Raw genomic sequence first — 18272 nt, forward strand, 5'->3', positions numbered from 1 at the left:
GACGCGCGCTCACTTGCCGTCGGTGAGCTGCTCGTCCAGTTCGTCGAAGAGCAGGTCGCCGTGTTCGATCTGCCCGGTGCGGTACGCGGAACGGGCCACCAGGTGCGAGGCCACCGGGCCGGTGAGCATCTGGAAGAAGGCGATGAGGCCGAGGGTGGCGAGTTCCATGCCGCCGCGCAGCCGCAGCGCGACCCCGGCCAGGACCAGGATCATGCCGAGGGTCTGTGGCTTGGTCGCCGCGTGGCTGCGGGAGAGGACGTCCGGGAGCCGGATCATGCCGATCACCCCGAGCAGACAGATCGCGGCGCCGACGAGGAGCAGTGCGGCGCCGGCCGTGTCGGCGATCTGGTGCCAGAGATTCATCCCGGGCCCTCCTCGGTGTCGTCGGGGCGCGGGGAGCGGGGCGTGTCGCGGGGCCGGTCGCGTACGGCGATGAAGCGGGCGATGCCCACCGAGCCGGTGAACCCGAGGAACGCCAGCACCAGCATGATCGGGAAGTAGAACGGGTCACGGGCGAACGCCGACTTGGCGGCGAGGCCGGCGATGATCAGGGCGGCGCACACGTCCAGGGAGATGGCCCGGTCCAGCATGGAGGGGCCCCGCCAGATCCGGGCCAGCAGCAGGGCCCCGGCGAGCAGGATCAGGACGACGGCGGCGGTCAGCAGGATGCGGTCGACCTGTTCGGGCGCGGTCATGGCGCGGGCCTCCCTGCGGCGAGCTGGGGCGGTGGCGGGGGTTCGGCGACCCGGGCGATCTCGTCGGGGGTGCCGAAGGCCCGTACGGTCAGTTCCTCGATCCGCCACACCTGGCGCCGGGCGGCTTCGAGCTCCTCGGGCCGGTCGGCGTCCAGGACGTGCAGGAAGACCGTGGCGGTGGCCCGGCGCACCTCGATGATGGAGCCGCCGGGAACGTTGGAGACGGCGACGGCGGTGGCCGCGAGCATCAGGTCGCTGCGGCAGCGCAGGGGCACCCCGATCACGGCGGCCCGGTGCGGCAGGCCGGAGAAGATCTGCCGGGTGACCTTCACCCCCGATGTGTACATGTCGCAGACGAGGTAGCCGACCAGGCGCAGGATGCCCCAGAGGTGGAGCCGCAGTCCGAGGTCGACCCGGGGCAGCGGGAAGGCGAGGCAGACGGCGACCGAGACGACCAGGCCGGTGATGACGTTGGCCCAGGTGAGGGTGGACCAGAGCAGCACCCAGATGACGGTGAGCCAGGCGATCAGCGGCAGGTCCAGCACGCGTCGGCGGGTGCCGAGTTCGCAGCTCAGCGGCGGCAGATCGGCGTTGCGGAACGAGAGGCGCAGGATGCGTTTCACCGGCCCAGCACCTCCTGGACGTAAGGGGTCCGCTGGAGGATCTCGGCGGCCGTGCGGTCGGTGAAGGCGGTGAGCGGGTCGGCGAACACCGTGAAGGCGAGGCCGATCGCGATGGTCGCCGCGGTGGCCGCGATCATCGGGCGGGGCAGCCGGCTGGTGGTGATGACGGCCCGTGCGTGCAGGGTCGCGGCGACGGCCTGCCCCGCCGGGCGGTGGGCCGGGGCGATGCCCTCGTCACCGGTGCCGCGGATCCGGTCGGGGCCCGCGTCCGCGTCGTCGTCGCTGTCGTCGCCGGACTCCAGGACCGTGCCGGCGGCGGCCTGGCCGGGCGGGGCGGCCCGCCAGAAGGCCAGGTTCCAGACCTTGGCGACCACGTACAGCGTCAGCAGGCTGGTGGCCGCCGAGCCCGCGACCAGCAGCCAGGCCCAGCCGCCGCCGTCGGCGACGCCGGCGCGCATCAGCCCGAGCTTGCCGATGAAGCCGGACAGCGGGGGGATTCCGGCGAGGTTCATCGCGGGGACGAAGAACAGCACGGCGAGCGTCGGCGCGGCCCTGGCCAGCCCGCCGAGCCGGGTCAGCTCCGTGGTGCCGCCCCGGCGTTCGATGAGTCCGGCGACGAGGAACAGGGTCGTCTGGACGGTGATGTGGTGGGCGACGTACACGATGGCCCCGCCGTACGCCTCGCGGGTGGCGAGGCCGATCCCGAAGACCATGTAGCCGATGTGGCTGATCAGGGTGAAGGAGAGCAGCCGCTTCAGGTCGGTCTGGGCGACCGCGCCGAGGATGCCGATGACCATCGAGGCCAGCGCGACGGCCATCAGGAGGTCGCCGAGACGGTTGCCGGGGAAGAGCAGGGTCTCGGTGCGGAGCATGCAGTAGACGCCGACCTTGGTGAGCAGTCCGGCGAAGACGGCGGTCACGGGGGCCGGGGCCGTGGGGTAGGAGTCGGGGAGCCAGGCGGCGAGCGGGAAGACGGCCGCCTTGATCGCGAAGACGGTCAGCAGCAGCGCCTGGATCAGCGTCTGCACGCCGATGGGAAGGTCGGCCAGCCGTCCCGCGAGCTGGCCGAAGTTGGCGGTGCCGGTGGCCGCGTACGTCATGGCGATGGCGGTGAGGAAGAGCATCGAGGAGAACAGCGAGATGATCACGTACGTGGAGCCCGCCCGCATCCGGGGTCCGGTGCCGCCGAGGGTGAGCAGGACGAAGCTGGCGACCAGCATGATCTCGAAGCCGACGTAGAGGTTGACGAGGTCGCCGGCGAGGAAGGTGCAGGAGACCCCTGCGACGAGGATCAGATAGGCGGGGTGGAAGACGGCGAGCGGGGTCTCCTTGTCCCGGTCGGTCATGCCCTGGCCGAGGGAGTAGACGAGCACGCAGAGCGTGATGGCCGAGGAGACCGTGAGCATCAGCCCGGACAGCCGGTCGGCGACCAGGGTGATGCCGAGCGGCGGGGCGAAGTCGCCGAGGTGGACGGAGAGCGGGCCCTGCCGGTCGGCGGCGATCATGAGGATCACCGAGAGCGCGAGTACGGCGGACAGCACGGCGACGCTGATGAAGCGCTGGAAGCGCCCCAGACGGGTGCCGAAGGCGAGGCTGAGGCCGGTGGCGCACAGGGGCAGCAGCACGGGCAGGGGGACGAGCGCGTTCATCCGTCGGCTCCTCGGTCGCGGGGGTAGCGGTCGTCCGCCTTGGCGTCGCCGTCACGTGCGTAGTCCTCCGGGTCCGCGCCCAGCACGTCGTTCCACAGGTTGCCGGAGGCGTCGCGGCCCCGGGCCTGGCGGGCGCGGTCGGCGCGGAGCCGGTCGCGGAGCCGACGGCGCTCCTCCCGGTAGCGTTCGCGCTCCTCAGCGGTGGGTTCGGCCCCGGACCGGAACTGTTCGCGCAACTGGGCGCGTTCGCCGAGCACTTCGGCGCGCAGCACGACGCGGCGGTCCTCCAGGTCGTCGTGGACCTCGTCGGTGCCGGTGATCTGGTGGCTGCGGTAGGCCATGGCCAGCAGGAAGGCGGTGGTGGCCAGGGTGATGACGATGGCGGTCAGCGCGATGGCCTGGGGCAGCGGGTCGGTGACCCGGCTCAGGGACACCCCGTAGAGCAGGGGCGCGGCGCCGGCCCGGCCGGTGGAGGAGAGGACCAGCAGGTTGATGCCGTTGCCGAGGATGACGGCGCCGAGCAGGATGCGGGTCAGCGGGCGGGTGAGCATGAGGATGCCGCCGACGGCGCAGAGCACGACGGCGGTGGCGAGGAGCGAGGCGCTGACGATCATCGGGGGGTCCCTCCCGCCTCGGGGCCGCCTTCGGGGGCGAGGACGCCCGCCGCCCGTTCGATCTGCCGGTCGATCTTGGCGCCGAGTGCCCGCACGATGTCCAGGACGACGCCGAGGACCAGCAGGTAGACGCCGAAGTCGAAGAGGACCGAGGTGCTCAGGTGGTAGTCGCCGAAGACCGGCAGGTGTCCGTAGTACGTGAAGGCGTGCAGGACGGTGCCCTCGGCGAGTCCGAGGAGGCCCACGCCGGTGGAGATGAAGAGGCCGAGCCCGGTGAAGAGTCCTGGTTGCAGGGGGGCGGCCTGGGCGAGTTCGAAGCGGCCGCCCGCCAGGTAGCGGGTGATCAGGGCGAGTCCGGCGACGAGCCCGGCGACGAACCCGCCGCCGGGCAGGGACTCGGCGCAGAACAGCAGATAGACCGAGAGCACGAGGATCGGGTGGAACAGCAGCCGGGCCACCACTTCGAAGACGATCGAGCGGTGCTCGGGCGCGAGGGTGGCTCCGGCGGCCAGCCAGCCGCGTTCGGGGGCCGCGTCGTCGCCCTGCGGCAGTCGGGAGGAGTGGTGCGCCGACAGGGACCAGGCGGTACGCCCCCGCAACTCCTCCTGGACCATGGTGCCCTCGCTGCGGCGGTGCAGGTAGATGAGGCTGGTGACGCCGATCGCGGCGGCGGCGAGCACGGCGGACTCCCCCATCGTGTCCCAGGCGCGCAGGTCGACGAGGATGGTGGCCACGACGTCCTTGAGCCCGTGGTCGGCGACCTCCCGGACCATGGCGGCGCCGGCCGGTTCGGCGGTGCGCGCGGCGGCGGCGACCCACATGCCGACGCCGACGGTGGCGGCCGCCGCGAGGGCCGTCGGGATGCGGGCGGCCCGCCGCCAGGTGCTGACGGTCTCGTGGAAGTGGACGGGCATCCGGCGCAGCACCAGCACGAAGACGATCATCGAGACGGTCTCGACGCAGAACTGGGTGAGCGCCAGGTCGGGTGCTCCCTGGACGACGAAGAGCAGGGCGGTGCCGTATCCGGTGAGGCCGGCCAGGACGACGGCCTTCATGCGCCGGCGGACCGTCAGACAGAGCAGGGCGGCGGCGCAGGTCAGGGCGGCGACCGCGCCCTGGAGCGGGTTGTCCCAGAGCCGGGGGCGTACGGCCCCGTTCCAGGGGGTGTCGACCACGAGGACGGTGAGCTGCCCGGCGAGCATGACGAGGAGGGTGGTGGCGAGGTACACGGAGAGGGAGCCGCGCTGGATGAAGCCGGTGACCTGGAGGGCGAGACGTTCCTGCCCGAGCAGCAGATGGCCGAAGACGCTGTCGGCGGTGGGCCAGGCGATCCGGCGGGAGAGCCGGGTGACGTGGGCGCGGCCGAGGAAGAGCACGGCGCCGGCGGCCCAGGCGAGGGCCGACAGGAGCAGCGCGGTACCGAACCCGTGCCAGAGCGCGAGGTGGTACGGCTTCCCCTCTGCCGGGAACGTGTCGGCGTACGCGCCCAGCAGCCGGTCGGTCCAGCCGACACCGGGGCCGAGGAGCAGGCCGAGGGCGGCGAGCAGGGCGGGCGGGGCGAGGAAGGCCCACCCGACGCGGTGGACGGGGGTCTCGGGGACGCCGGGCTTGCGGGCGAACGCGCCCCAGAGGAACCGCAGGCTGTACGCGGTGGTCAGCGCGGACCCGGCGACGACGACGGCCAGCGCCCACCGGTCGGCGGCGGAGCCGTGCAGCAGCGCCTCGAACGCGGCCTCCTTCGCGGCGAAGCCGAGCAGCGGCGGGAGGGCGGCCATGGAGGCGGCGGCGAGGGCGCCGACACCGGCGACGTACGGCAGGGAGCGGCCGACCCCGGACAGTTCGCGCAGGTCGCGGGTGCCGGCCGCGTGGTCGACGATGCCGGTGACGAGGAAGAGCGGGGCCTTGAAGAGGGCGTGCCCGAGGATCATCGCGGCGGCGGCAAGCGCGGCGTCGCGGTTGCCGGTCCCGGCGAGCAGGGTCAGGAAGCCGAGCTGGCTGACGGTTCCGTAGGCGAGGACGAGCTTGAGGTCGTTCAGGCGCAGCGCCCGCCAGCCGCCGAGCAGCATGGTCGCGCCGCCGAGGACGAGCACGACGGGTTTCCAGACGGGGACGTCGGCGAAGGCGGGGGCGAGCCGGGCGACCAGGTAGACACCGGCCTTGACCATCGCGGCGGCGTGGAGATAGGCGCTGACGGGGGTCGGCGCGGCCATGGCGTTCGGCAGCCACATGGAGAACGGCCAGATCGCGGACTTCGACAGGGCCCCGCACAGCACGAGGACGACGGCGACGGACACGGCGAGGGTCGTCTCGGGCGGGTCGGCGACGATCGCGGAGATCCGGTAGGTGCCGGCGGCCTGACCGAGGATCAGGAAGCCGACGAGCATGGCGAGGCCGCCGAACGTGGTGACGACGAGGGCCTGGAGGGCGGAGCGGCGGCTGTGCCGGTGTTCGCTGCCGTGGCCGATCAGCAGGTAGGAGAAGACCGTGGTCAGTTCCCAGAACACATAGAGCGTGATCAGGTCGTCGGCGAGGACGAGGGCGAGCATCGCGCCCGCGAAGGCGAGCAGGTTCCCGGCGAAGCGGCCCAGCTGCGGGGTGTCGTCGGTGAAGTAGGAGGCGCAGTAGAGCAGGACGAGCGCGCCGACCCCGGCGGCGAGCAGCACCATCAGTTCGGCCAGCGCGTCCAGGCGGAGGTCGAGGGCGACGCCGTAGTCCGGGATCCACTGCCAGGACCAGGTGTCCGCGCCTCCGGACGCGGCGGTGCTCCAGCGGGTGAGGGCCCAGACGGTGGCCGCCGCCGGCGGCAGGGCCAGCACGACGAAGGCCCGGCGGCCGAGCCGGTGCACCAGCGGGCCCGCGCAGGCCGCGAGCGCGAAGTGGGCGACGATGAGCGCGATCACCGAGGGGTGTCCGGTTCGGGCGACGACGGGGCATCCGAAATAAAAGGCACTAAATACAGATATATCCCTCAGGCTGATTCACTCGACCGGCGCGCCGCGCGCCTCCCGGCCGCTGTCTGCGGGAGGGGCGCCTCAGCCGTGTCCGGCGCAGGGTCCGCTGTGGTCGCAGTACGGCGTGTTGCCGGTGGCGCCGCAGCCGCGGAGCATCACCCGGGTCTCGTGGCGCGGTCCGCGGGGGGTGGCGACTTCGAGATCCCCGCGTACGTGCGGCACCCCGTCGGCCTGCAGGCAGCGGTGCGCGTCGAATCGGACGACGATGCCCTCGCCGTCATAGGAGCGGGCGGCGGGGCGCGGGGGCGGCGGGCTGGTCACCGCTGGCTCTCCCGGTCAGCTCGGCATCCGGACCCCTTCAGCCTCGCCCGCCGTCCTCCCGCCGCTACTCGGACGCCCGGCTCACGGCAGCACCGCGACCCCGTCGATCTCGACCATCGCCTGCTCGTCCCAGAGCCGGGCCACCCCGATGACGGCCATCGCCGGGTAGTCGCGCCCCGCGAGCCTGCGCCAGATCCGGCCCAGCTCGGGGGCGTGGGAGCGGTAGTCGGCGATGTCGGTGGCGTAGACGGTGACCCGGGCGAGGTCGGCGGGGGCGCCGCCGGCCGCGTGGAGAGCGGTGAGCAGGTTGCCCAGGGCGACGGCGAACTGGTCGGGCAGGGTGGCCCCGACGACCTTTCCGTCCGGGTCGAGTGCGGTCTGCCCGGCGAGGAAGACCAGGTGCCCGCCGGTGGCGACGACGGCGTGGCTGAAGCCGGTGGGCGGGGAGAGTTCGGCCGGGTTGATCCGGTGGGACGGACTCATGCGGGCGGCTCCTGGGTGAGGCCCGCGGGCTCCACGGGCTCCGGGGCGGCGGGCTGCTGGGCGGCGGGCTGCTGGGCGAGGGACTGCTGGGCGAGGGACTGCTGATCACGGGGCAGCGCGTCACGGGACAGCTGGTCGTGGCGCTGCTCGGCGGAGGGCTCGGGCCGCTGGGCGGCGCTCGCGTACAGCTCCTTGGCGATGATGGTGCGCTGCACCTCGCTCGCGCCCTCGTAGATCCGCGGCGCGCGGACCTCGCGGTAGAGGTGTTCGAGCAGATGGCCCCGGCGCAGGGCGCGGGCGCCGTGCAGCTGGACGGCGGCGTCGACGACGTACTGCGCGGTCTCGGTGGCGTACAGCTTGGCCATCGCCGCCCGGCGGGGCACGCCGCTCTCCCCCGCGTCGTACGCGGCGGCCGCCGCGTACACCAGGAGGCGGGCGGCCTCGGTGCGGGTGGCCATCTCCGCGACCTGGTGCGAGACGGCCTGGAGGTCGCTCAGGGGGCCGCCGAACGCGGTGCGGTGGGCCGTGTGCTCCAGGGTCGCGTCGAGGGCGGCACGGGCCATCCCCACGGCGAAGGCTCCGACGCTGGGCCGGAAGAGGTTGAGGGTGTTCATCGCGACGCGGAAGCCCCGGTCGGGCTCGCCGAGCACGTCGTCGGCGGTGACCGGTACGCCGTCGAACTCCAGGGTGCCGATGGGGTGCGGGGAGAGCATGTCGAGGGCGGAGCCGGTGAGTCCGGGGCGGTCGGACGGGACCAGGAACGCGGTGACGCCGCGGGATCCCGCGCCGGGGGTCGTCCGGGCGAAGACCACGGCGAAGTCGGCCTCGGGGGCGTTGGAGATCCAGCACTTCTCGCCGGTGAGCGCCCAGCCGGCCGGGGTGTGTTCGGCGGCCAGGCTCAGGGCCGCCGCGTCGGAACCCGCACCCGGCTCGCTCAGCGCGAAGGCGGCGACGGCCCGCCCGGCCCGCACCTCGGGGAGCCAGCGCTCGCGGTGGGCGGCGGTGCCCGCCTGGACGATCGGAGTGGCGCCGAGGCCCTGGAGGGCGAGGGCGGTCTCGGCCTCGGTGCAGCCCCGGGCCAGGGATTCGCGCAGCAGGCACAGGTCCAGCGCCCCGGAGCCCAGCATCCGGCCGAGGAGGCCCTGCTCGCCGAGAGCGGCCAGCAGCGGGCGGTTGACGCGCCCGGGCTCCCCCTTCTCCGCGAGCGGGCGCAGTTCCCGCGCGGCGAGGGTGCGGAGCTCCTCGCACCAGGCGGTTTGTTCCGGTTCGAGGGAGAATGCCGTCATGGCGGCGCCTCTCTTGTCGCGTCGTGTCGCGTCGTGTCCCATCGTGTCGGGTGCCCTGTCGCGTTACGTGCCCTGTCGCGTCGGCTGCCCTGTCGCGTTGCGTGGCTTCTCGTCGCTTCGTCGCATCGCACGTCATGTCTTATCGCGGACCGTTGACTACCGTCACCCAAACGATACGCTCCAGAGGCGACAAGGGGGCGATCCTTCATGGAGCCGAATTCCTCGCCGAACACGCCCACAGCCGCCGCCGACGCGTCCGTACGCGTCCCCGGCGCGCATCCCGAGCCGTCCGGGCACGCCGCGGGCGCCCACGCCGACACCTTCACGCGCGACCATCTCCCGCCGCCGGAGCAGTGGCCGGAGCTCCTCCTGGAGGATCCCGCGCCGCGCTACCCCGACCGGCTGAACTGCGGGCACGAACTGCTGGACCGGACCGTCGAGGAACGGGGCGGGGACCGCCCCGCGCTGCTCTCCGGCGACGGGAGCGTCTGGAGCTACGGAGAGCTGCGGGAGACGGTGGACCGCATCGCCCATGTGCTGACGGACGACCTGGGCGTCGTGCCGGGCAACCGGGTACTGCTGCGCGGGCCGACGACGCCCTGGCTTGCCGCCTGCTGGCTCGCCGTCATGAAGGCGGGCGCTGTCGCCGTCACCGTACTGGCGCAGGCGCGCGCGACGGAACTGGCCACCATCTGCTCGCTGGCGCGGATCGGCCACGCCCTGTGCGACGCCCGGTCGGCGCGGGACCTGGCGGAGGCGGACGTGGAGGGCCTGCGGATCACCCTGTTCGGCGGGGACGCGGCCGGGGACCTGACCCGGCTGGCCGAGGCCAGGACCGGGCCGTACCGGGCGGTGGACACGGCCGCCGACGAGGTCGCGCTCATCGCGTTCACCTCGGGGACCACCGGGCGCCCCAAGGGCTGTATGCACCTGCACCGGGACCTCCTGGCCATCGCCGACACCTTCTCCCGGCATGTGCTGCGCCCCTCGGCCGACGACGTGTTCGCGGGCAGTCCGCCACTGGGCTTCACGTTCGGCCTGGGCGGGCTGCTGGTCTTCCCGCTGCGGGCCGGGGCCTCGACGCTGCTGCTGGAGCAGGCGGGCCCGCGGCAGCTGCTGCCCGCCCTGGTCCGGCACCGGGTCTCGGTGCTGTTCACCGCGCCGACGGCCTACCGCACCATGCTCGGGGAGCTGGACGGCCACGACCTCTCGGCGCTGCGGCGCTGCGTGTCGGCCGGGGAGAACCTCCCCGAGGCGACCTGGCGGGCCTGGTACGAGGCGACGGGGCTGCGCATCATCAACGGCATCGGGGCCACCGAACTGCTCCACATCTTCATCTCCGCCGCCGACGACGCGATCCGGCCGGGCACGACCGGGGTGCCCGTGCCGGGTTGGCAGGCCCGGGTGGTGGACGAGCGCGGGGACGAGCTGCCCGACGGCGAGGCGGGGCTGCTGGCCGTACGCGGTCCGGTCGGCTGCCGCTATCTCTCCGACCCCCGGCAGACGGAGTACGTCCGGCACGGCTGGAACATGACCGGCGACACCTTCGTCCGCGAACCGGACGGCTACTTCCGCTACGTGGCCCGCGCCGACGACATGATCATCTCCTCCGGCTACAACATCGCGGGCCCTGAGGTGGAGGACGCCCTGCTGCGCCATCCGGAGGTCGCGGAGGCCGCCGTGGTGGGCCGGGCGGACGAACTGCGGGGCGAGATCGTGGTGGCGCACGTGGTGCTGACGGAGGGCTCGGAGCAGACCGCGGACTCGCTGCGCGCCCATATGAAGGCCAACCTGGCCCCGCACAAGTGCCCGCGGGTCTTCGTCTTCCAGGCGTCCCTGCCCCGGACGGCCACCGGAAAACTCCAGCGGTTCCTGCTGCGGGACCAGCACCTCTGAGGCCTCTCGTCCGGATCATGCCGGGCTCGGGACCTGTTCCGAGCGAAAGACCCTAGAGTGATCACGTGGCCGAGTTGCGCACCCCCCGTTCCCTGATCGTCACGCTCTACGGCGCCTACGGCCGCCCGCCGGACGGGGCACCTTTCGCGGTGTCGGAGCTGATCCGTCTGCTGCACGCCGTGGGCGTCGACGCCCCTTCCGTACGCTCGTGCGTCTCGCGGCTGAAGCGGCGCGGCCTGCTGGTGGCCGCCCGTGCGGCGGACGGTTCGGCGGGGTACGCGCTGTCGCCGGACGCCCGGCAGCTGCTGGACGACGGGGACCGGAGGATCTACGGGCGGCCCGGGCCGCGGCTCTCCGACGGCTGGGTGCTCGCGGTGTTCTCCGTGCCCGAGGCGGAGCGCAACAAGCGCCATCTGCTGCGCTCCCGGCTGGCCCGGCTCGGCTTCGGCACGGCCGCGCCCGGGGTGTGGATCGCGCCGGCCGGGCTGTACGAGGAGACCCGGCACACCCTGGAGCGGCTCGGACTCGCCCCGTACGTGGAGCTGTTCCGCGGCGAGCACCTCGGTTTCGCCGCCACCCGCGAGGCGGTGGCCCGCTGGTGGGACCTGCCGGCGGTGGCCCGGCTGCACCACGAGTTCCTGGAGCTGCACGAGCCGGTGCTGCGGGACTGGGAGGCGGCCGGGGACACCGGCGACGCACCCCGCCCGCAGACCGCCTACCGGGACTATCTGCTGGCCCTGGACTCGTGGCGGCAACTCCCCTACGCGGACCCCGGTCTGCCGTCGGAGCTGCTGCCCGGGGACTGGCCGGGCGGGCGGTCGGCGGAGGTGTTCGACCGGCTGCACGAGCGGCTGCGGGACGCCGGGGAGCGGTACGTGCGGCCGTGACCCCGCCGGGGTGAAATCCAGGTGCCCCGGGCCTCGGCCCACGGGCAGGATGAGGCATGACCTGGACCTTCACGAACGACGTCGCCACGTTCCTCGCCGTGGCCGGCGCGTCGCTCGCCGCGCGGCCCGTCGAGCACACGGTGGCGCTGACCGTCACCGAGCGGCTGAGACGTGCGGGCCCGCACCACTACGGCGGGGGCGATCCGGTGCTCGGCTGGTGGTGCGGGGCGGACGGGGCGGTGGCGGGGACCGTGCTGCGCACTCCGCCGCATCCCGCGCTGCTGAACGCCGTGCCGGCCGAGGCCGTGGGTCCGCTGGCCGACGCCCTGGGAGCGGGCCCGGATCTGGACGCCGTCGACGCGGACCGGGACACCGCGGCGCTGCTGGCCACCCGGCTCCCCGGCTACCGGACCGAGCAGGAGCAGCGGCTGTACCGGCTGGGCCCGCCGCGACCGCCCTCACCCGCGCCGGAGGGCCGCGCCAGGGCGGCGACGCCGGCGGACCGGGCGCTGCTCGTGGAGTGGGTGCGCGGTTTCGCCGAGGAGACCGGGCAGTCGAAGTCCTCGGCCGAATGGCTGGTGGACGAGGGCACGAAACGCGGGGCGCTCACCCTCTGGGAGAGCGGCGGGGCTCCGGTGGCTCTCGCGGGGCGCTCCCGGATGCTGGCGGGCACGGTGCGGGTGACCTTGGTGTACACCCCGCCGGAGCTTCGCGGCCGGGGGTACGCGGCCGCCGTGACCGACGAGGCCGGCCGGGCGGCCCGGGAGGCGGGGGCTGCGGAGGTCGTGCTGTTCTCCGACCTCGCCAACCCGACGAGCAACGGCGTATATCTGCGCATCGGCTACGAACCGGTGGCGGACCGGCTGCTGTTGAGGAGGAAGCCGTGAGCGCGGAGCCCGCGTCGGCGGAGCCCGTGGCCGAGGAGACCGTGGCCGAGGTGCCCCTGACCGTCCCCATGGTTGAGGAGCACGTGACGGCGGAGCCGCTGTGGCTCGTCGCCGCGAACGTGGTGCGGTGGCGGCGGTACGGCGACGGCGGGCAGCAACTGCGGCCCGGGACCAAGTCGTACCGGGGCGGGTCGAAGGTGCACGTCGTCAAGACCTATGGGGGCATGGCGCACGAGGAGTTGACCACCGTCGGGCGCGGCCGGCACACCGGGGCGTACATCACCATCGACATGGCGACCCGCAACCTCCACACCTTCCGGCCGGTCGCGGTGTACAGCCCGGCGGTGCTGCGCCGCGTGGCGGCGGTGGGCGTCGACGGGTCATGGGCCACGCGGGAGCACGCCGAGGAGCTGGCCGCCCTGCTGGCCCGCCTGGCCCCGCGGTACCGCGAGGAGCACTGGGGCGGTGTGCCGCACCCCGTCCCGTGCCGGTGCCACGGCTGCCTCACTCCAGCGTGAGCCGGGGCTTCGGTCCGTCGGTGCGGCCGGTGGGCGGGGGGCGGCTGCCCGCGCCGTACGGAAGGGGCCAGGGAGCGCCGGGGCCGCTGTAGCCCTGTTCGGCCGCCGCGTGGAGGGTCCAGTGCGGGTCGTACAGATGGGGGCGGGCCAGGGCGCAGAGGTCGGCGCGGCCCGCCAGGAGCAGGGAGTTGACGTCGTCCCAGGAGGAGATCGCGCCGACGGCGATGACGGGGACGTCGACGGTGTTGCGGATCCGGTCGGCGTACGGGGTCTGGTAGGAGCGGCCGTACTCGGGGCGCTCCTCGGCCACGACCTGGCCGGTGGAGACGTCGATGGCGTCGGCCCCGTGGTCGGCGAAGGCGCGGGCGATCGTGACGGCGTCCTCGGCGTCGTTGCCGCCCTCGGCCCAGTCGGTGGCGGAGATCCGCACCGTCATCGGCCGTTCCGGCGGCCAGACTTCGCGTACGGCGTCGAAGACTTCGAGGGGGAAGCGCAACCGCCCGGCCGGTGCTCCGCCATAGGCGTCGGTGCGACGGTTGGTGAGCGGGGAGAGGAAGCCGGAGAGCAGGTATCCGTGGGCGCAGTGGAGTTCGAGGAGGTCGAAGCCGGAGTCGGCGGCGCGCCGGGCGGCCGCCACGAACTGCTCCCGCACGGCGTCCAGTCCGGCACGGTCCAGCTCTGCGGGGACCTGGCTGACGCCCGGTTCGTACGGGAGCGGGGAGGCGGCCGTCAGCGGCCAGTTGCCGCTCTCCAGGGGCTGGTCGATGCCCTCCCACATCAGCTTCGTGGAGCCCTTGCGGCCGGAGTGGCCGAGTTGCACACCGATGGCGGCGCCGGGCGCGGAGGTGTGGACGAAGTCGGTGATCCGCCGCCAGGCGGCGGCCTGTTCGTCGTTCCACAGACCCGTGCAGCCGGGGGTGATGCGGCCCTCGGGGCTGACGCAGACCATCTCGGTCATGGTGAGTCCCGCGCCGCCGAGCGCCCGGGCCCCGAGGTGGACGAGGTGGAAGTCGGCGGGCAGCCCGTCGACGGCCGCGTACATGTCCATGGGCGAGACGACGACGCGGTTGCGCAGTTCGAGGCCGCGCAGGCGCAGGGGGGTGAACATCGGCGGGGTGCCCGGGGGGCAGCCGAACTCCTCCTCGACGGCGGCGGTGAACGAGGCGTCGCGCAGCCGGAGGTTGTCGTGGGTGACCCGACGGCTGCGGGTGAGGAGGTTGAACGCGAAGCGGCGGGGCGGCTGGTCCACGTAGGTGGCCAGCTCCTCGAACCAGTGCAGGCTGGCGGCGGCGGCGCGCTGGGTGGAGGCGACGACCGGGCGGCGCTCGGCCTCGTACGCGGCGAGGGCCGTCGGCAGGTCCGGCTGCTCCTCGACGCAGGCGGCGAGCGCGAGGGCGTCCTCGACGGCGAGCTTGGTGCCGGAGCCGATGGAGAAGTGGGCGGTGTGGGCCGCGTCGCCGATGAGCACGGTGTTGCCGTGGGACCAGCGGGAGTTGGCGACCGTGCGGAAGGCGGCCCAGGAGGACCTGTTGCCGCGCAGCGGGCGGCCGTCCAGCGCTTCGGTGAAGAACTTGGCACAGCGGGCGGTGGATTCGGCCGCGTCGCAGGTGTCGAGCCCGGCGGCGCGCCAGACCTCCTCGCGCATCTCGACGATGACGGTGGAGGCGTCCGCCGCGTACGGGTAGCCGTGCAACTGCATGACGCCGTACGGGGTTTCGGCGATCTCGAAGCGGAAGGCGTCGAGCGCGAAGTCGGTGGCGAGCCAGATGTACCGGTTGCGGTGCTCGGTGACGCTCGGGCCGAAGGAGTCGGCGTGGGCCGCGCGGGTGGCGCTGTGCACCCCGTCGGCGGCGATGACCAGGTCGTGGTGGGCGGCGAGTTCGGCAGCGGGCGGGGCCGGGGTGCGGAAGCGGAGGTCGACGCCGAGGCCCGCACAGCGCTGGTGCAGGATCTCCAGGAGCCGACGGCGGCCGAGGGCTGCGAAGCCGTGGCCGCCGGAGGTGTGGGTCCGGCCCCGGTGGACGATGTCGATGGTGTCCCAGCGGACGAACTCGGCTCTCAGCGCCCGGTACACCTCGGGGTCGGCGTGTTCGATGCCACCGAGGGTCTCGTCGGAGAGCACGACGCCGAAGCCGAAGGTGTCGTCGGGGGCGTTGCGCTCGAAGACGGTGACGGCGCGGTCCGGGTCGAGCCGCTTGAGGAGGGCAGCGGCGTAGAGCCCGCCGGGGCCGCCGCCGACGACCGCGATGCGGCGCACGGACGAGGAGCCCCGGCGGGGCCCGGCCCCGGCGTCAGGGCGCCGGGCTGCCTCGGGGGCCGGCACGGCTGCGTCCGAGGGGGCCCGGCGCCCCTCGATGGTCGGCACGGCTACCTCCCCTGCCATTTCGGCGGCCGCTTCTCGGTGAAGGCGGCGTGGAACTCTGCGTAGTCCTCGCCGTGCATCAGGAGGGCCTGGGTGTTGGCGTCCAGCTCGACGGAGGCGGCGAGCGGCATGTCCAGCTCGGCGGTGAGCAGGGCCTTGGTCTGGGCGAGCGCGAGGGCCGGGCCGTCGGCGAGGCGGCGGGCCAGCTCGGCGGCGCGTTCGTCGGCCTTCCCTTCCTCGGCCAGCTCGCTGATCAGCCCGATGCGCTCCGCCTCCGGGGCGCGGACGGCGTCCCCGAGCATCAGGAGCCGGGTGGCGTGGCCGAGGCCGACGATCCGGGGCAGCAGATAGGCCGCGCCCATGTCGCCGCCGGAGAGGCCGACCCGGGTGAAGAGGAAGGAGAAGCGGGCCGACGGGTCGGCGATCCGGAAGTCCGCAGCCAGGGCCAGCACGGCTCCGGCCCCGGCGGCGACGCCGTGGACAGCGGCGACGACGGGGAAGGGGCACTCCCGCAGGGCCCGGACGACCTGGCCGGTCATCCGGTTGAAGTCGAGCAGCTGTGCGGTGTCCATGGCCAGGGTGGCGCCGATGATCTCGTCGACGTCGCCGCCGGAGCAGAAGCCGCGCCCCTCACCGGCGAGGACGAGGGCGCGGACGGACCGTTCCCGGGAGAGCTCGGCGAGGAGGTCGCGCAGATCCGCGTAGGCGCCGAAGGTGAGCGCGTTGAGTTTCTCGGGGCGGGCGAGTGTGACGGTGGCCACACCGTCGTCCCGGGTCAGCCGGAGATGACGCCATTCCTCGGTGCTCGGGGCCGAGCTGGGAAACGGGCTCATGGAGGGGTCCCCTTCAGCGATCGGGCTGGTGCCGGCCGTGCGCGGGTCGCGTTCCGCCTCCGAAGTTATCACTCCTATGTGACTGCCGTCACGAGGTCGCAATACAGCACCCATGAGACCGTTGTGGCGAAAGTCCCTTTCGCTCCGACCGACCGCCTCTATGGTCGGCCCGGAGCGGTTCGTAAGGTTGAAACCAGGAAGTCCCGACACGAGTACCGCGTGAACCCCAGAAGTCGAGACCTCCCGCTTCGAGGAAGACCCGCTCCCGAACGGAAACCCCGCCGTGCCGCCCGATGTCCCCGTCCCCGCCTCCTGGCGCATCGCCCTGCCCCACTCCACCGCGGCCGTGCCGATCGCCCGCGCACTCATCCGCACCGCGCTGTCGGACATCGACGCCCCGGCCGACAGCGACACCGCCGAGCTGCTGACCGCCGAGCTGGTGGCCAACGCGGTCGAGCACACCCTGGGCGGTGAGCCCATCGAGCTGGTCGTGGAGCTGCTGCCCACCGGCTGCCAGGTCGAGGTGCACGACCGCGACCCCGCCCCGCCGGGCGACCTGTCCCGGCCGCAGCCGGGCTGTGAGGTCGACCCCTGGCAGGAGCACGGCCGCGGCCTGCTGCTGATCCGGACCCTCAGCTCCGCGTGCGGTCACCGCACCACGGAGCACGGCAAGGCCGTCTGGTTCACGCTTCCGGCGATACCGGCGCAGCCGGGTCCGTCCCCGGGGAGCTGACCAGCCGGGAGCGCTTGCGCCCGTAACCGGCGTACAGCAGTGAGCCGACGGCGAGGAAGACCGCGAACTGGACCCAGGTCGTCCAGCCGGTCCCGTACATCAGATACAGGCAGCACAGGACGCCCAGCAGCGGGCTCACCGGGTAGAGCGGCACCCGGAAGGTCCGCTTCAGCTCGGGGGCGCTCCGCCGGAGCACCACCACCGCGACATTGACGGCGACCATCGTGGCGAGCGTGCCGATGGTCGTCAGGTTCACGACGACCTCGAGCGGGACGAACGCGGCGGGGACCGCGAAGACTCCGGCCACGATCCAGGTGTTGGCGACCGGGGTGTGGGTCTTGGGCGAGACCCGCTCGAAGACGCGCGGGACGAGCCCGTCGCGGGACATCGACATGAGGATGCGGGTCTGCCCGTACATCACGGCGAGCACCACCGAGGCGATGGCGACGACCGCGCCGAAGGCGATGACGCCGCCGCCGACCGTGGAGTCGGTGACCTGGTTGACGGCGATCGAGAGAGCCGCGCTCTTGTCGGCGACGGCGTCCGAGCCGATCGCGCCGATGGCCGAGAGCGCCACCGCGCAGTAGAGCAGGGTGACGACGCCGATGCAGATCAGGATGGCGATGGGGATGTTCCGCCGGGGGTTCTTGACCTCTTCGCCGGCGGTGGTGATGGCGTCGAAGCCGATATAGGAGAAGAACGCCAGCGAGGCGCCCGCGGTGATGCCGCCGAGCCCGTGGGTCGCGAACGGCATGAGGTTGTCGTCCTCGAACGCGCTGAACGCCACGGCGCAGAACGCGACCAGGATGCCGATCTTGAGGATCGCCATGGCGGCGGTCGCGGTGGCGCTCTCCCGGACACCGCGCACCAGCAGCGCGGCGGCCATGGCGATCACGACGATCGCGGGCAGGTTGACCAGACCGCCTTCGGCGGGGCCGGCGGACAGGGCCTCGGGGAGTCGCAGGCCGATCACGCTGTTCAGCAGCTCGTTGACGTACTGGCTCCAGCCCACCGCGACGGCGGAGACCGATACGCCGTACTCCAGCAGCAGGCACCAGCCGACGAGGAACGCGGTGCGTTCGCCGAGCGCCGCGTACGCGAAGGAGTACGAGCTTCCGGAGACCGGGATGGCGCTTCCCAGCTCCGCGAAGGACAGCGCGGTGAAGATGCAGGTGATCGCCGCGAGGACGAACGAGATCACGACGGCGGGGCCGGCCTTGGCGACGCTGTCGGACAGTCCGACGAAGATGCCGGTGCCGACGATCGCGCCGACCCCGAAGCAGACGAGCTGGAAGAGGCCCATCGTGCGCTTGAGGCCATGGCCCTCCAGGTCGCCGCCGGAGTCGGCGATGAGCTGATCGGGGCTCTTGCGGCGCAGCCCCGGCTTCGAGGGGCCGGGGTGCTGCGGGATGCCGGAATGCGGCAGACCGGTGCTCATGCGGGACGTTCTCATCTCTGGTGGCGCAGTGGGGGGACGTCTCCCGGTGCGCACGGCGGCCGTGGGGACCGCGGGCGGCACATGGGAAGGGGGCCC

Annotated in this window: 17 protein-coding genes; 5 read left to right on the forward strand and 12 right to left on the reverse strand. The window is 73.3% G+C overall.

Annotated elements, in window-relative coordinates; translation table 11 throughout:
* Positions 1–9 precede the first annotated feature (9 nt).
* The 9 genes from mnhG to AB0F29_RS14230 form a co-directional block, all read right to left on the reverse strand.
* Positions 10–363 carry a monovalent cation/H(+) antiporter subunit G gene (gene mnhG / locus AB0F29_RS14190; RefSeq protein WP_361871393.1) on the reverse strand — a complete coding sequence of 118 codons (354 nt, stop codon included), beginning with the start codon at positions 361–363 and terminating at the stop codon, positions 10–12.
* Positions 360–695 (reverse strand): MrpF/PhaF family protein, encoded by a 336-nt coding sequence (locus tag AB0F29_RS14195; RefSeq protein WP_361871396.1) that lies wholly within the window; start codon positions 693–695, stop codon positions 360–362. Before AB0F29_RS14195 ends, mnhG begins: the two co-directional genes overlap by 4 nt.
* On the reverse strand, positions 692–1318 hold the full coding sequence (locus AB0F29_RS14200; RefSeq protein ID WP_361871397.1) for a Na+/H+ antiporter subunit E: 627 nt from the start codon (positions 1316–1318) through the stop codon (positions 692–694). Before AB0F29_RS14200 ends, AB0F29_RS14195 begins: the two co-directional genes overlap by 4 nt.
* On the reverse strand, positions 1315–2967 hold the full coding sequence (locus AB0F29_RS14205) for a Na+/H+ antiporter subunit D (protein WP_361871400.1): 1653 nt from the start codon (positions 2965–2967) through the stop codon (positions 1315–1317). The genes AB0F29_RS14200 and AB0F29_RS14205 overlap by 4 nt, the downstream gene beginning before the upstream one ends.
* Positions 2964–3581: a Na(+)/H(+) antiporter subunit C gene (locus AB0F29_RS14210; protein ID WP_018956988.1), complete on the reverse strand. Its 618-nt coding sequence runs from the start codon at positions 3579–3581 to the stop codon at positions 2964–2966. The genes AB0F29_RS14205 and AB0F29_RS14210 overlap by 4 nt, the downstream gene beginning before the upstream one ends.
* Positions 3578–6481 (reverse strand): Na+/H+ antiporter subunit A, encoded by a 2904-nt coding sequence (locus AB0F29_RS14215; protein ID WP_361871403.1) that lies wholly within the window; start codon positions 6479–6481, stop codon positions 3578–3580. Before AB0F29_RS14215 ends, AB0F29_RS14210 begins: the two co-directional genes overlap by 4 nt.
* Before the next feature lie 132 nt (positions 6482–6613).
* Positions 6614–6853: a hypothetical protein gene (locus AB0F29_RS14220; protein WP_361871405.1), complete on the reverse strand. Its 240-nt coding sequence runs from the start codon at positions 6851–6853 to the stop codon at positions 6614–6616.
* Positions 6854–6934: 81 nt separating this feature from the next.
* Positions 6935–7336 (reverse strand): RidA family protein, encoded by a 402-nt coding sequence (locus AB0F29_RS14225; RefSeq protein WP_361871407.1) that lies wholly within the window; start codon positions 7334–7336, stop codon positions 6935–6937.
* On the reverse strand, positions 7333–8622 hold the full coding sequence (locus tag AB0F29_RS14230) for an acyl-CoA dehydrogenase family protein (protein ID WP_361871410.1): 1290 nt from the start codon (positions 8620–8622) through the stop codon (positions 7333–7335). The genes AB0F29_RS14225 and AB0F29_RS14230 overlap by 4 nt, the downstream gene beginning before the upstream one ends.
* Positions 8623–8829: 207 nt before the next feature.
* Between AB0F29_RS14230 and AB0F29_RS14235 the strand changes: the two genes are divergently transcribed.
* The 4 genes from AB0F29_RS14235 to AB0F29_RS14250 all read left to right on the forward strand — a co-directional run bounded on the left by AB0F29_RS14235 (position 8830) and on the right by AB0F29_RS14250 (position 12810).
* Positions 8830–10518 carry an AMP-binding protein gene (locus tag AB0F29_RS14235; RefSeq protein WP_361871413.1) on the forward strand — a complete coding sequence of 563 codons (1689 nt, stop codon included), beginning with the start codon at positions 8830–8832 and terminating at the stop codon, positions 10516–10518.
* A gap of 65 nt (positions 10519–10583) precedes the next feature.
* Complete coding sequence (locus tag AB0F29_RS14240) at positions 10584–11405, forward strand: PaaX family transcriptional regulator C-terminal domain-containing protein (RefSeq protein ID WP_361871416.1); 822 nt, start codon at positions 10584–10586, stop codon at positions 11403–11405.
* Positions 11406–11461: 56 nt separating this feature from the next.
* Entirely contained in the window at positions 11462–12292 is an 831-nt protein-coding gene (locus AB0F29_RS14245; RefSeq protein ID WP_361871419.1) for a GNAT family N-acetyltransferase, read from the forward strand.
* Positions 12293–12360: 68 nt separating this feature from the next.
* Positions 12361–12810 (forward strand): hypothetical protein, encoded by a 450-nt coding sequence (locus tag AB0F29_RS14250; protein ID WP_361871963.1) that lies wholly within the window; start codon positions 12361–12363, stop codon positions 12808–12810.
* Here AB0F29_RS14250 and AB0F29_RS14255 read toward each other — a convergent pair.
* Positions 12797–15193 (reverse strand): bifunctional salicylyl-CoA 5-hydroxylase/oxidoreductase, encoded by a 2397-nt coding sequence (locus tag AB0F29_RS14255; protein ID WP_361871422.1) that lies wholly within the window; start codon positions 15191–15193, stop codon positions 12797–12799. The genes AB0F29_RS14250 and AB0F29_RS14255 overlap by 14 nt on opposite strands.
* On the reverse strand, positions 15178–16005 hold the full coding sequence (locus AB0F29_RS14260) for an enoyl-CoA hydratase family protein (RefSeq protein ID WP_361871424.1): 828 nt from the start codon (positions 16003–16005) through the stop codon (positions 15178–15180). The genes AB0F29_RS14255 and AB0F29_RS14260 overlap by 16 nt, the downstream gene beginning before the upstream one ends.
* Before the next feature lie 283 nt (positions 16006–16288).
* Between AB0F29_RS14260 and AB0F29_RS14265 the strand changes: the two genes are divergently transcribed.
* Positions 16289–16738 (forward strand): ATP-binding protein, encoded by a 450-nt coding sequence (locus tag AB0F29_RS14265; RefSeq protein WP_097867015.1) that lies wholly within the window; start codon positions 16289–16291, stop codon positions 16736–16738.
* Here AB0F29_RS14265 and AB0F29_RS14270 read toward each other — a convergent pair.
* The gene (locus tag AB0F29_RS14270; RefSeq protein WP_361871428.1) at positions 16689–18176 is read right to left on the reverse strand and encodes an amino acid permease; all 1488 of its coding nucleotides are present in this window, start codon (positions 18174–18176) and stop codon (positions 16689–16691) included. The genes AB0F29_RS14265 and AB0F29_RS14270 overlap by 50 nt on opposite strands.
* Positions 18177–18272: the final 96 nt, after the last annotated feature.

It is taken from the genome of Streptomyces sp. NPDC026589 (assembly GCF_040638385.1).
GTDB lineage: Bacteria > Actinomycetota > Actinomycetes > Streptomycetales > Streptomycetaceae > Streptomyces.